Consider the following 13,189-nt stretch of genomic DNA (forward strand, 5'->3'; position numbering starts at 1 on the left):
GCATCTCGCAAGATAAACGATCCGACTAATGCCAAAATCAATCAGAGGGAATATCGGCGTTCAATACCGACGCCAGCCGGTCGCACTCGACTTGGCTCAGCGGATCAGGCGGCGGGTACTCCCTGCGGCGGCGAAGTCCGAGAAGAAGCGGGATCCCGCCTACCGCAAACAGGAGGGCCGGCGTGCCCCAGAGTAGGGCGGTTTCCGAGTCGAATGGCGGTTTCAACAGGATGAAATTTCCATAGCGCCGCACCAGGAAATCGCGCACCTGCGCATCGCTGTCGCCCGCCTTCAGACGTTCGCGAACCAGTAGCCGGAGATCCCGCGCAAGCTCCGCGTTCGAATCGTCGATCGACTGGTTCTGACAGACAAGACAGCGCAGCCCAGCGGAAATTCCCCGAGCGCGCGCTTCGAGCTTTGAATCGGCTAGGATCTCGTCGGGCTGCACTGCGCTCGCCAGACCGGGCGCGAGCCCCGCGAACACGGCCAAAAGAATGAAAAAGCGACGGAGCGCGGTCATTCTGCGGGCTGCGGCGCTACGGGATCGCCAGAGAAGCGGCCGTGAATGGCGCGACGCGCAAAGCCGATCCTGAGACGCCGATCGGACAATGACACAATTCCTCCGAACGCCATCACGATCGCACCAATCCAGATTGTCGTAACGAGCGGCTTCCAGAAGATGTGGGCATCGATCGAACCATCCGGGTGCTGGTCCCCGAGCGAGATGTAGACCTGCCCAAAACCCAGGGTCACGATGCCGGCTTCTGTTATCGTAGTCTGGCGCGCCGGAAACGTGCGCTTGGCCGGTTCAATCGTCGTCACCGTCGAACCTTCCTGGCTGATAATCGCACGGACCCCTGTTTCGGAATAGTTGGGACCCTGTCGCTCCTCAATCTTGACTATGGTGGCTTGATACGGTCCGAGATCGACCGTCTGCCCCGGCTTGACCGTCGCGATCCGCTCCACGCCCCAACCGGTTGCGGCGAGCCCCAACAATGTCACGCCGAGCCCCGCGTGGGCGATAGCCGTGCCCCAAGCCGAACGCGGAAGCCCAGTCGCGCGGGCCAAAGTCGCCCGCCAGGCCTGCCCTTTGCCCCAGATCCGCGACACTAATTCGCTGGACGATCCGAGGATCAGATAGACCGCCAAGCCCACACCTATCGGGGCGAGGACCGGGCCGCCACGCAGGGCCGCCGCCAAAATTAGTGAAAGGGCCACGCCTGCCACCGCCGCAACCATCACCCGTTGCGCAGCGCCCAGAAAGTCGCCGCGCTTCCAGGCAAGCGACTGGCCGATCGGCATAAGTAGCAGGATGGGGATGACCAACGGGCCGAAGGTCAGATTGAAAAAAGGCGCGCCAACTGAGATCTTGTCGCCGGTCAAGGTCTCAAGCACCAGAGGGTAAAGGGTACCGGTGAGGACGATGGCGCAACAGATGGTCAGCATTAGGTTGTTGATCACGAGCGCACCTTCCCGAGACACAGGCGCGAACAGGCCGCCGGGTCGCAAGGCCGGAGCGCGCCAAACGAAGAGAACGAGCGACCCGCCGATAAATAGGATAAGGATCGCGAGGATGAAGAGGCCGCGTGATGGGTCGCTGGCGAAGGAGTGCACCGAGGTAAGCACGCCCGAGCGGACCAGGAACGTGCCCAGCAGCGAAAGCGAGAAGGTGAGAATCGCGAGGAAGATGGTCCAGATCTTGAGCGCGTCTCTCTTTTCCATGACGGCCGCAGAATGCAGCAACGCCGTGCCCGCGAGCCAGGGCATCAGTGAGGCATTCTCGACCGGGTCCCAGAACCAGAATCCACCCCAGCCCAAGGTGTAATAGGCCCAGTAGGAACCCATCGCGATACCGAGCGTCAGGAAACTCCAAGCGATCAGCGCCCATGGTCGAATGTATCGGGCCCAGGCGGCATCGACGCGGCCGCTAATCAGCGCCGCCGCCGCGAAGGAGAACACAATCGAGAAGCCGACATAGCCGAGATAGAGCAGCGGCGGATGGATCGCGAGGCCAGGGTCCTGCAGCAACGGATTGAGGTCTTGCCCCTCGAAGGGTGCAGGAAATCGGCGCGCGAAGGGGTCGGATGTGAGCAGAATGAAGAGCAGGAAGGCAAATGCAATCCAGCCCTGGACCGCCAGCGTATTGGCCCGCAGTTCATCTGCCATGCCGCGGCCAAAGCTCGCCACCGCGGCTCCGAAGATCGCCAGGATTAAAACCCAGAGCAGCATAGAGCCTTCATGATTGCCCCAGACGCCCGCGATCTTGTAGACGAGCGGCTTGGTGGTGAGCGAATTCTCAACGACCGTTACGAGACTGAAGTCGGACACCACATGAGCGTAGGTCAGCGCCGCAAAGGCATAGGCCACCAGCGCAAATTGGGTGATCGCGGCAGGCACCGCCATGGAGGCGAGCCCGAGATCGCCGCGGCGAGTACCCCAGATCGGCAGAACCGACTGCAGCAGGGCGACCGCCAAGGCGAGGGCGAGCGCATAATGTCCAGTTTCGACGATCACGCTGTCACTCCTGGAGGCTGATGTGAACCATAAACGGCAACTCTATTGTGTCTGCGCGGATTTCTCGCCGTCACGCCAAATGCCCTGCCGTTTGAGCCCGTCGGCAACGTCTTTCGGCATGTAGCGCTCGTCATGTTTGGCGAGCACAGTGTCGGCATGAAAGAGGCCTGGGCCCTCCACCGTACCCTCGGCCACGACACCCTGCCCTTCCCGGAAGAGATCGGGTAGCAATCCCGTGTAGATGACCTTGATGTGCTTCTTAAGGTCGGTCACCGCGAAAGTGACGGTCGACGGCCCCTCATGGATCACTGAGCCCTGCTCTACCAGCCCGCCGATGCGCAGCCGGGTTCCCAGCGGCGGCGCTTTTTCGGCCATTTCGGTCGGCCCGTAGAAGAAGACGATGCTGTCGCGTAGCGCAAAGAGTACGAGACTCATCGCGATCGCCAAAGTTATGCCGGCCGCGCCGATGAGGAGGAGGCGCTTTTTCTTTCTTGCCAAAATTTATCCTTTCAGCCCGACGTGTCTGACGAGCCCATCAACGGATGCCAACGCTTCATGTTGCCCGAATACCTGGCCCGCGCATTTGGCACGGCCTCCTCGAGCTTCTCTTGCTTACACAGGGGCGCGTAGGCCCTCATCAATCGCAGCCACCCGTCGAGATCGTGATCGTCCTTCGCGAGCTTCTCAGCGAGTCCCTCCACCATCCCACTGGTCGCCTCTGTCCTCTGCTCTGGAGGCGGCGCCGCAACGCCAGTCCTGTCTAGGCCGGACCGCGCGGCCTCCACGCCCGGCTGCGGCGCTCCGGCAACAGCAGCCAAATGCGGATGTACAGCATCCGTCCACGGCGCGTCGGATCGCGAAACCGCTCGTTGCGCCTCCCAGAGTTGGCCCGCTTTTTCTGTGCTGCCGTCTTGCTCGACCGCAATCGCCTGGAAGCCGTGTCCTTCGTTGGAGTCGACCGCCTGATTCGCTCCGATCTTGGGGATTACAGCCGTGGGGTTGACCTCCGCACCCGTCCGGCGTGATGCTGGCATGTCAAGTTGGTTAGGCGCGCCCACCCTAAGATAAAGCGCCAGCGCGATAAACGGCAGCACCACAAAAACCGCCAGAACGGCGCAGATGCGCCTCGGTCGCGCCAATGCATGCGGCCGATCCTTCGGCACGGAGTCGACGGAGGCGAGCAGCCGGCGCGCAATTTCGGCTCGCGCCGCCACGGCATCCTCAGCCACGACCAAGCCTCGGCGGACATCATCGTCCGCTTCAACCAATAGGCTTCGATAGAATGCGATGTCAGAAGCGCGCGAGTTACGCTCTTCATGCCGCGCCGAGAGCGGCCGGAGCAGCGCCAGCGAGACCGCGGCCGTCATCATTGCGAAGGCAAGCCAAAGCATGTCTCAAGGTCCTTTACCGCCGACTTCCGCGAACGCGTGACCTTGCAAAACATGGTACGTTCGCCATTCTCCACGACCAATGCTCCTGCAGTGCAGCTCCTTCGAGCTGATCGATTGCCGGCCCGTGGCGCAAGCCAGTGACGCCGCGCGTAAAAGCAAGCTCAGACTTTTTGGACCTGTTGTATATGGATCGAGACTTGGCAAGGTAGCCGTCATGGCGGTTGCGCGCTTGCGATTGCCGCCATCAAAGCGGGACGCGTCGCGTCCGAGATGCCGCCCACCAGCTTGTAGGCGATGGTTCCATTTCCTTTGACTACGTAGGTCTCGGGGACGCCATAGACGCCGAAATCAATGCCGGTCCTGCCGGACGGATCAATGCCGACCTGTGCGAACGGGTTCCCCTTGGCATTGAGATAGCTCCGCGCCTTCCCTGGGTCATCCTTGTAGATGATGCCGGTAAGCTTTACCCCATGCTGCCGCAGCGCCGGTTCGCGCGACAAGGCCATGAGCGCCTCGTGCTCGTTATGACATTCGACGCACCAGGACGCAAACACGTTCACAAGCGTCACATGTCCAGCCTTCAGGTCGGCAGTCGACAGGCCGGGCGGCCCGGGCGTGGCGAACCCTTCAAGCGGCGCCAACGCGAATTGCGGCACCGGCCTGCCGATCAGGGCGGAAGGCACGAGCGACGGGTTGTCGACACCGAGCCGCACCGCGAGCAGTGCGGCAATTCCGAGGAAGACCAGAATCGGGACCGCCGCCACAATGCGGACCAAGTGGTGCCGAGTGGCCGCGACATCGGGCGAGAGGAATTTCGAGGGAGGAGTGTCGTTCATGAGCGATTGCCAAGACGGCCTGGTGCAAGGCGAGCCAGCGCATGGAGTTGAAGCCGATAGTCGAAGAGGACGGCCGCGATCGTCCCGATCAGGATCGTGCCCGTCACCAGATAAGCCGCCACGATGAACCCGCCATGCTGAGCCATCGGACCCTCAGGAAACCGCTTCGACCGATTGCATTCGGGCCCCAGCGGATTCGCCGACGGCCGCCAGCATGATCGCGAGCCGCTGAGCGCGGCGCCGCATGATTTCGTTGCGGATCGCCATAACGTGGAGCGTCGCGAATAGAAGCGTGTATGCAAGCGACATGACGAGCAGTGGCCAAAGCATCGGGCCGGCGATCGCCGAGCCCTCAATCCGAAACACGGAGGCTGGCTGGTGGAGGGTATTCCACCAGTCGACCGAAAATTTGACGATAGGAATATTGATGAACCCGACCAGCGTCATGATCGATGCAGCCCGCGCGGCCCTGCTGGTGTCCTCGATTGTCTGCCAGAGCCCGATCAGACCGAGATAGATCAGGAAAAGGACCAGCACGGAAGTAAGCCGGGCGTCCCACACCCAGTACGTTCCCCACATCGGCTTGCCCCAGAGGGAGCCGGTGACAAGGCAAACAAAAGTGAAGGCGGCACCGAGCGGCCCGGCAGCCTTTTGCGCCGCATTCGCAAGCGGATGGCGCCAAACCAACGAGCCTACCGCCGAGATCGCCATCAGCGTATAGGCTAGCATCGCCACCCAGGCGGCCGGAACGTGAATGTACATGATTCGCACAATCCCGCCCTGCTGGTAGTCGGGTGGTGCCGTGAACGCACCGAAGAGGCCGAGCGCAAAGGCTAACGCCGTCAAGCCCCACAGCCACGGCAGCAGCTTCGCGGCAATGTGCAGAAAGTTGGCGGGATTGGCGTAGGCGATGAAACTGACCTTCAAGTTTCCGATCTCCTGAAATCGACAGCCCCGGATGTGGTTGAGAGCTCTTTCGAGACTGGTCGCCAACAGCTAGTGCCCAATTGCTTCATCAGCAAAGCACGTGACGTGCCTATTGCGTAATACAACGCAACCGCGGCAACTTCGCCAATTACAATCGGTCATCGTTTCGATGCCGTTGGCGCATCCGAATGGAACCCTTTGCCGCGTATCAGCGCAGTCGAATGGCCTGACCGGCTTAACCGTTTTTGACATCTGCGAACGATGGGCGTTGAGCGCCAGGGAGATTACTGTCGATGGCGAGATTGAACCGAGCACGGCCTCGAAGCTAACCTTCCACCTGAAGCTTTGTGCGGATGAACCAGACGTGTTTCGGGCGAAGCAGCGGCTTCGCTCGGTGGCGTTGCTCGCAGCCGGGAGGCCCAAGCTTCCTGCTTCGTAAGCAGATGGAAATACTGCAGCGCGCCCTGAGCGCTCCTGGCCCATCCTCATAGCGGCAGCGCTAACCAGATAGTCAGACCGCAATCCTCATTCCTTTCCGCCCAGATCCGTCCTCGATGCGCCTCTATGATGCGCCGGCTTATGAATAGGCCTAAATTCATTTCGGCGTCTCTTGTGGTGAGGAATGGATCGAACAAACGATTCATATCGTTTGTGTTTGTCCCTGAGCCACCACCGCAATGGCGAAATGCAGTTAGCATTTCGACGTTGTCGGCACGGCACGATATTTCCAGTCTTCGCGCCCGGCCGTGCACATCCTTCATCGCATCGATGCCGTTTCGCAGCAGGTTGAAAACAACCTGCTGTAGCTGCAGGCGATCTCCTCTCAGCTCCGGCAACCCTTCATCGATATCGGCACGCACGGAAATGGATGACTTCTCCAACTCGTCACGCAACATGCCTAATACTTCCAAAATGACGCCGTCGATCCTGATGAATCTGAGGTTCGCCCGCGCCCCCTTGGCCAGCACTTCCAATCGACCCACGAACGCAACATCGCGCTTTCCTTTGTTTACAACCTGGTTAGCGGCTTCGACCACCTCGGATATCTCCATTGGACATCTTTACACCGACAGCGGCAGGCCTCCGCGCTGGTTATCAGCGCGCTCACTGGTTGATTCACCTCGTGCACAATCGAGCTGGCAAGCTCGCCCAAAGCCGCCAGGCGCAAAGCGTTCGAAAGCTCGGCCTGAGTTTCGGCAAACAATCTCTCGGCGGCCTTCCTTTCTGTAACGTCGATGACGATTCCCCGATACAGGAGATCTCCATTTCAGTTCGAGGAGCGCCTTTGCGAGTTCTTCTCGGCTTCTTGCCTCGATAAGAGCCAAGGTCGCGTCTTGCTCTTCCTCGACTCTTTCGCCCTGTACACTTATCGACATCGCCAATTTGGTCTCGCAGGTTTTTCGGAACGCATCATTGCCGAAGATGACTCATGAAATGTTTCCAGGTGATCAAGCGGTCTCGTCGGACTTTTCGCTGAGAGCGAAGTGTCTCGCATCCAGCGATGTCATCATCCCAGAGTGCGAGCACATGCTGAAATGAAGATTGGGAATGCTACCGATAAGGATTAGTTATCGGGCGGTAACAGCAACTCTCAAATTACAGCGGTAGCCTAAAATCTTTGCGTCACGTCTTCGATACTGAGGTCGGATTCACATGACCCATGCTATTCCCAGAGCCCGCCTCAAGCGGCGCTTCACCTAAATCAACTCTAGGCCTCTTAATACGCGACGCAGGTCGACGGAGGAATGAAATGCGACGATTCCTTTGGGCGGTCGGCTTACCGATCGCTTTATCTTCATGGTTGATCAACCGCCCGGTTATTCGAAAGAGCCACGCTCGGCCGCAAAAATGCACTTCGATGAGGCGGTCCTATCTCCTCCGAAGCTTCGCGCGCTTCTTGAAGCAACGCCGAAGGGAGCAGAGCTGCACTATCACTTGACCGGCGGTGGCTACGCCGAGAACCTGATACGATCGGGTGCCAATAGAGGCGCATGCATTGCCGTGAATAAAGCTGAGGCGCCCGCGCGCCGGCTTTTGGTCGCCGCGGTTTCCATTTCGACACGAATCGTTCGTAGCTCTGCTCCGCCTGGGCCGCAATCAACATCTCGCGGTCACGCAGCGACTTGGTGTTGTAAGCGTAGGCTCGCTGCACTCCGTGCCTTTCGCCAAGTGCAGGGATACGCCCCGATGGCCAGAACGCCGATTGAAGATACGGCGAGGTGATGACGGCAGCCGCAGCAGGCAAGGCCTGCCGCGATGCGATCGCGTCTGAATTAAGGTCTATGATAAATGGTTATTGGATAAATAGTCACAGGGTATTTCCCTTTATCCGGCGGCGGCGACATCCTCCAACTAATTCGCAGTATGCGTTTAAGGCCGCTGTGCCGTGGCACACAACCTCGGTTGGGTCGGCCGACGCCAGAGTTGGAGGAATAACGTGGAGAGAACAACTTCGTCAGCTCGACGAGAGGGGGCGGATGTATGCGACCGATCGCGGAGGACCGTACTGAATTGGGCAGGGGCCACGCTGGCCGAGGGTGCGTTGCGCCTTGATCCGCTGTCGTTTCGGCTCACGGACGCACTTGCCAAAAACGGTCTGGTCGACCTCGGCACCCGACGACATCGCTATCTCGAAGGATCAACGGAAACTGATCGCCGACGGCGACGATCTCGAAGCCAAGAGCGTGATGGCGATTACCTCGGTGGGCGCCAACGCTCGAACACATGGTCTGCTTTAACAAAGTTAGGAGAACTATCGTGATAAAGCGTTCGCTTTTAATCGCGGCAACAAGTTACTTCATTGCCTTTGCACCGGCAGCATACGGACGCTCAGCGTACGACGGCTCCTGGGACCTCGTCTTCGTAACGCAAAGAGGAGCCTGCGATTCCAGTTACGGGTTTACTGTCGACGTGAGCAACGGAATTGTCACGCATCCCAATCTCGTGAAATTTCGAGGTTACGTCGCAAAATCCGGCGCGGTTCGCGCTTCGGTGACGGTCCAGGATAAATATGCCTCGGGTGCGGGCAAATTGTTCGCAACGTCCGGCAAGGGGACCTGGAACGGCCACTCAGGAACTGCACAATGCTCAGGCTACTGGACGGCGCGACGCAATTGAAGGACGCGACGGCGACACGCGATCGGGTGCGACTGTGGCGCGACGCTGGCAGCGCCAAGTCATCTTACGGAGAGGACCGGTTCCTCGGTAACTGGAGCTCTTAACGAGATGACGGTTCCCAGAATACTAGTCGGCGCTGCAGTCCTGCTCGGCTGGCTATCGATCGGTCTCGGCAAGACAGTGCGGCTGGAGACGGCTCACGGCCAACCCAGGAGCGCGCCCAGCTGGTTGGGTGAATCCGCACCCCTCGATACTAATCGGCTAGCGCTGGTGATTGGCAATTCAAACTATCCCGATGCCGACTCTCCTCTTCCCCAAATGACACGCGATGCGGAAGGTTTGACACATGCTCTTCGCAAGAATGGCTTCCTGGTGGTCGCCGTTGACAATGCGACGCGCGGCGACATGGCCCGCGCAATCGATGATTTAACGGCAAGAGTACATTTGAACTCGATTGTGCTAATATATTTTGGAGGTTACGGCGTTCAGTCTGACGGTCAAAATTACTTAATCCCAGTCGATGCGAAGATCTGGTATGAAGAGGATGTTCGTCGACAAGGTGTAAGCATTGACCTCCTCCTTTCGAAACTCAAGACTTCTGGAGCACGTGTCCGGCTCGTAGTCATCGAAGCCTCGCGCCGCAACCCCTATGAACGACGTTTCAGGAGCTACTCACACGGACTTGCACCCATTCAAACGAGTGAGAACACGCTCATCTTGAGCTCAGCAGCGCCTGGCCAGGTCGTTGAAGAATCGGATGAACTACATAGTCAGCTGATGACCGTTCTTCTTACGCAGATGAATTCTTCGAAGACGATCGAAGAGGTCTTCAACAACACCCGAAAAGCGGTGGCGGTTGCTACTCAGGGCCAACAGATTCCAGCTGTGTCATCTACGCTAAGCGAGAGTGTAGCCTTCGGCCGGCACTGAGCGGCGCTCCGGTGTCCTCCGTTGGCTCTGCACCTAGCGGTCGCCGCGGGTGATCAAACAGATTACGGCTGACCTCCAAAGATCAAAGAGTCAAGGCTGACTTCCCATGGCGGGCGCCCCTCAATCATCTCCGCCTTGTTTGGAGCAACCAACGCGCGAGGCGGCGCTGAGCATTGTCGCGCGCGACTGCCATGCTCCTGTTTGCTGGACGGGCAGACCACGGAACCGACGGTGGTCCCCGCTGGGCGCCTCGGACGCGCTCTGGGCGTGCCGATGAGGGTGCTGCCAGATCGGGGAGAACTCATCGTCGAGATCGAAGCCACACCTTGTCACAGATCGTTCTCACGAAGCCACTTGGCGTGGACATGAACAGGGGTGCTGGCCATCAAAGCGGTTGTGGATCGGCTGTGCGAAGGAACGCTACGCGGCGAGGAAGCGTGGCTTGCGCTGGTGCTGGCTGGAAACTTACCACCAGTGTCCACACTACGGCGGCTCGAGGTGTTCACCGGAGCCGGTCGTCGGCGGAAGTGGAGCGACGAGGACAAGGCGCGGTCGTTGCGGAGATCGTGGCGAGGGGCGGCTCGGTTTGTTCAGTAGCCCGACGGCATGGATTGTCGCCGCGGCAGTTGTTTGGCTCGAGACGTCAGTTGCGAAAACGATCATTTCGAAGCGGAAGAAGTACAGTTCGTGCCGGCGTGTCAATCGGCGTTCAAATTTTGGACGCAGAATGACAAACGCCTCCGGTGACGCTCGCCAGCGTTCCTGGGGCACAGGCGACGACGACGCCAGGAGGCACAATGACAAGCCTTGCCGATTTGTCTGCCAAGATTTAGGCCAGCAAAAAGAAACAAGACGCTCGCGCCGCGGCGATCTCGCAAAGCGTCAATGATCTCGACAAGCGTGGCGACACGCTATTGTCTCAAAGCGAAACGGTCATCGACGACAAAGGACCATGATGAGCTGGACGCCTCGCTGAACCCGGACATCACGGCAGCCCGGACCGATGCAGATCTGGTGCATAGTAGGTCCGCTGTGCCCCTGATAGCGGCGCAATAGCAGACCTCCCCAGAGGTCCGAGTTAGGCCAAAACCGACCTATCTCGCAGCATCACGAAATAGGGATTCGGATTGCTCGCGCGAAATCGCGCGCCTATCTCGGATGAAATGCAAGAGGTAGGAAGATGGAAAGTTCCGCGCTTGCAGTAGGAGCGACCGGCATCGTCGGCAACAATCTTGGCCGACATCTCCGTGAGCGGGGGTGGCAGGTGTACGGGCTGGCACGCAGGCGGCCAATTGATATTCCCGGCTTGTTGCCGATCACCGCTGATCTGTTGGATCCGGCGCCCCTCCGTTCGGCCCTGCGCGATTTGCGTCCTACGCATGTTTTCATCAGCACATGGCTGAGACAGAAGACCGAGGCAGAGAATATCCTTGTCAACTCTGCCATGGTGCGCAACTTGCTGGATGCATTGTCGTCTGCCGGCTCGGTCAAGCACGTCGCACTTGTGACTGGCCTCAAGCACTATCTCGGACCGTTCGAAGCCTATGGCCAAGGCAGCTCGATCGTGACACCATTTCGGGAGGACCAACCTCGGCTCGATATCGATAATTTCTACTACGCGCAGGAAGACGAAGTGTTCGCTGCGGCGAAACGTGACGGCTTTACCTGGAGCATCCACCGGCCACATACAATCATAGGCTATGCCGTTGGCAATACTATGAACATGGGTACGACGCTTGCAGCGTATGCCACAATCTGCCGCGAGACCAGACGGCCGTTTCTCTTTCCAGGCTCTGCAACTCAGTGGAACGCGCTAACCGATATGACGGACGCCAGACTGCTGGCAAGACATCTGGAATGGGCGGCCACTACAGACGCGGCCCGCAATCAGGCTTTCAATGTTGTCAACGGGGACGTGTTTCGGTGGAAATGGATGTGGGGGCGTTTGGCAGATTGGTTCGGACTGCAGCCTTCAGCGTTTCCGGGCGAAGGCGTTCCGCTTGAGCGACAGATGGGTGACGCCGGCCCGATCTGGTCCGATATCGCCCAAGAGCATCATTTGGCAGAACCGGATCTCAACCGGGTGGCGTCTGTGTGGCACACCGATGCGGACCTCGGGCGGCCGGTCGAGGTCGTCACGGACATGAGCAAGAGTCGTCGACTGGGTTTCCTTGATTATCAGGCGACAGATGAAAGCTTCTTCGAGCTGTTCACTACGCTGCGTGAGATGCGAATCATACCTTAAGCGAGGCGGCTCGCGCGATCCGTTCGGACCGAGCGTAACTTCAGCTTAGGTCAAGAGGGAATTCGTGCGGCACCGGGCTACTTCCGGTTGTCCCCTAGCAATGGACATCGCTCAGTGCGCTCCGCAGGGCCGCTTTGGGCCACTTCCAGACTCATGCCGCGCGGCAAAGGTGGACCAGCGGTGGATTACGTCGATACGGGCAAAGGTCGGGAAATGCTTCGCAGACCCATCAGGCTGGTAGATCCGATACACGCCGCCTGTGATGTTGCGCGGCTGCATGGCGGTTGTCGCCCCGGATGGCGCAAGGTATCCTTCAGTTTGCGGATCAGTCCTATCCCGGAGGGTCAATCGCATGCTCAAGATTTATGGAGCGCCTCACTCCCGCGCGTTTTGCGTCATCTGGCTCGCAAACGAGATCGGCATTCCCTACGAACTCATTCCTGTAACGTTCAACGTGCCAAATGCGCAATGCGAAGAACCCTGGTATCTCGCGCTGAACCCGAACGGACTTGTGCCCGCTATTGATGACGGCGGCTTTGTCATGTGGGAGACCGCGGCGATTGACCTCTATCTCGCCGAGACCTACAAGAACTCCCTATATCCGTCGAAGCCGCAAGACCGCGGACGGACGCTTCAGTGGACATTCTTTGCGACCACCGAGGTCGAACCGGCGCTGATAACGCTGTTCAGAAATCGGATCTTCTTTCCGCCGGAGCAGCGGAACGAGACCTTGGCCGTTCAGGCAGAAGAAACCCTGCGCGCAAAACTCGCGATACTTGAGGACCAGCTCGTCAAAACTCAGTTTTTCGGCGGTGGCAAATGGGACATGGCCGATTTTATGGTTGCGTGCGTGCTGTGCGTTCTCGCCCGTCTAACGTTGGACCTCACATCCTACCCAAGACTTGATGCTTGGCTGGCTGCGAGCCTCAATAGACCGGCGGCGCAGGCAGCTCGCAAATTACGAGAATAGAATTGTCGCGGCCATTGCGGGTGCCTCATCCGCTCGTCCGCCCAACGCCGCTCGGCAGGGGAAGGAAGGTACGCGATGCGTTCGATGTTTGCCGTGGTTACTGCGTTTATTCCTTTCATCTCTTCCGCGCAGGCGGGAGCATTAGTCCGCCTGCAAAGCGTCCGCGGTGCAACGTCATTTACTCCGAGACCAGGATGACTGTCGCCGCGTGCGACGAGTGCCTTCCGGGAGCGCCCGAGGCAAGACTCTGATCGAACGC

14 protein-coding genes are annotated in these 13,189 nt (G+C 59.2%); 6 read left to right on the top strand and 8 right to left on the bottom strand.

Annotated features, from left to right (window positions below; genetic code table 11):
- Positions 1–37: 37 nt before the first annotated feature.
- From ACVWVY_RS39250 to ACVWVY_RS39285, 8 genes are all read right to left on the bottom strand, one after another.
- Positions 38–520, bottom strand: a complete 483-nt coding sequence (locus ACVWVY_RS39250) for a cytochrome c-type biogenesis protein (protein ID WP_456631406.1) — start codon at positions 518–520, stop codon at positions 38–40.
- Complete coding sequence (locus ACVWVY_RS39255; RefSeq protein ID WP_456631407.1) at positions 517–2,514, bottom strand: heme lyase CcmF/NrfE family subunit; 1,998 nt, start codon at positions 2,512–2,514, stop codon at positions 517–519. The genes ACVWVY_RS39250 and ACVWVY_RS39255 overlap by 4 nt, the downstream gene beginning before the upstream one ends.
- A 42-nt stretch (positions 2,515–2,556) precedes the next feature.
- Positions 2,557–3,012 (bottom strand): cytochrome c maturation protein CcmE, encoded by a 456-nt coding sequence (gene ccmE, locus ACVWVY_RS39260; RefSeq protein ID WP_456631408.1) that lies wholly within the window; start codon positions 3,010–3,012, stop codon positions 2,557–2,559.
- Between the two features lie 11 nt (positions 3,013–3,023).
- Positions 3,024–3,905 (bottom strand): c-type cytochrome biogenesis protein CcmI, encoded by an 882-nt coding sequence (gene ccmI / locus ACVWVY_RS39265; protein ID WP_456631409.1) that lies wholly within the window; start codon positions 3,903–3,905, stop codon positions 3,024–3,026.
- Positions 3,906–4,117: 212 nt separating this feature from the next.
- Positions 4,118–4,741, bottom strand: coding sequence for a DsbE family thiol:disulfide interchange protein (locus ACVWVY_RS39270; RefSeq protein WP_456631410.1), 624 nt, complete (start codon positions 4,739–4,741; stop codon positions 4,118–4,120).
- Complete coding sequence (gene ccmD / locus ACVWVY_RS39275) at positions 4,738–4,887, bottom strand: heme exporter protein CcmD (RefSeq protein WP_063623380.1); 150 nt, start codon at positions 4,885–4,887, stop codon at positions 4,738–4,740. The genes ACVWVY_RS39270 and ccmD overlap by 4 nt, the downstream gene beginning before the upstream one ends.
- Before the next feature lie 7 nt (positions 4,888–4,894).
- Positions 4,895–5,668, bottom strand: coding sequence for a heme ABC transporter permease (locus ACVWVY_RS39280; RefSeq protein WP_456631411.1), 774 nt, complete (start codon positions 5,666–5,668; stop codon positions 4,895–4,897).
- Positions 5,669–6,153: 485 nt separating this feature from the next.
- Positions 6,154–6,720, bottom strand: a complete 567-nt coding sequence (locus tag ACVWVY_RS39285) for a sensor histidine kinase (protein WP_456631412.1) — start codon at positions 6,718–6,720, stop codon at positions 6,154–6,156.
- Positions 6,721–8,250: 1,530 nt separating this feature from the next.
- Here ACVWVY_RS39285 and ACVWVY_RS39290 point away from each other — a divergent pair.
- The 6 genes from ACVWVY_RS39290 to ACVWVY_RS39315 all read left to right on the top strand — a co-directional run bounded on the left by ACVWVY_RS39290 (position 8,251) and on the right by ACVWVY_RS39315 (position 12,930).
- Positions 8,251–8,406 (top strand): hypothetical protein, encoded by a 156-nt coding sequence (locus tag ACVWVY_RS39290; RefSeq protein WP_456631413.1) that lies wholly within the window; start codon positions 8,251–8,253, stop codon positions 8,404–8,406.
- Positions 8,407–8,425: 19 nt separating this feature from the next.
- The gene (locus ACVWVY_RS39295) at positions 8,426–8,785 is read left to right on the top strand and encodes a hypothetical protein (RefSeq protein WP_456631414.1); all 360 of its coding nucleotides are present in this window, start codon (positions 8,426–8,428) and stop codon (positions 8,783–8,785) included.
- Between the two features lie 108 nt (positions 8,786–8,893).
- A complete protein-coding gene (locus tag ACVWVY_RS39300) occupies positions 8,894–9,715 on the top strand; it encodes a caspase family protein (RefSeq protein ID WP_456631415.1) in 822 nt (273 codons plus the stop codon).
- Between the two features lie 365 nt (positions 9,716–10,080).
- Positions 10,081–10,446: a transposase gene (locus tag ACVWVY_RS39305; protein WP_456632433.1), complete on the top strand. Its 366-nt coding sequence runs from the start codon at positions 10,081–10,083 to the stop codon at positions 10,444–10,446.
- Between the two features lie 449 nt (positions 10,447–10,895).
- Entirely contained in the window at positions 10,896–11,960 is a 1,065-nt protein-coding gene (locus ACVWVY_RS39310) for an SDR family oxidoreductase (RefSeq protein WP_456631416.1), read from the top strand.
- Between the two features lie 352 nt (positions 11,961–12,312).
- Complete coding sequence (locus ACVWVY_RS39315) at positions 12,313–12,930, top strand: glutathione S-transferase family protein (protein ID WP_456631417.1); 618 nt, start codon at positions 12,313–12,315, stop codon at positions 12,928–12,930.
- The last annotated feature ends 259 nt before the right edge of the window (positions 12,931–13,189 follow it).

Source organism: Bradyrhizobium sp. URHC0002, assembly GCF_054059515.1.

Coding starts and splice junctions, on each gene's coding strand:
- ACVWVY_RS39250 (WP_456631406.1), bottom strand. CDS start 520: ATGACCGCGCTCCGTCGCTTTTTCATTCTTTTGGCCGTGTTCGCGGGG.
- ACVWVY_RS39315 (WP_456631417.1), top strand. CDS start 12,313: ATGCTCAAGATTTATGGAGCGCCTCACTCCCGCGCGTTTTGCGTCATC.
- ACVWVY_RS39310 (WP_456631416.1), top strand. CDS start 10,896: ATGGAAAGTTCCGCGCTTGCAGTAGGAGCGACCGGCATCGTCGGCAAC.
- ACVWVY_RS39300 (WP_456631415.1), top strand. CDS start 8,894: ATGACGGTTCCCAGAATACTAGTCGGCGCTGCAGTCCTGCTCGGCTGG.
- ccmD (WP_063623380.1), bottom strand. CDS start 4,887: ATGGCTCAGCATGGCGGGTTCATCGTGGCGGCTTATCTGGTGACGGGC.
- ccmI (WP_456631409.1), bottom strand. CDS start 3,905: ATGCTTTGGCTTGCCTTCGCAATGATGACGGCCGCGGTCTCGCTGGCG.
- ACVWVY_RS39270 (WP_456631410.1), bottom strand. CDS start 4,741: ATGAACGACACTCCTCCCTCGAAATTCCTCTCGCCCGATGTCGCGGCC.
- ACVWVY_RS39285 (WP_456631412.1), bottom strand. CDS start 6,720: ATGGAGATATCCGAGGTGGTCGAAGCCGCTAACCAGGTTGTAAACAAA.
- ACVWVY_RS39305 (WP_456632433.1), top strand. CDS start 10,081: ATGAACAGGGGTGCTGGCCATCAAAGCGGTTGTGGATCGGCTGTGCGA.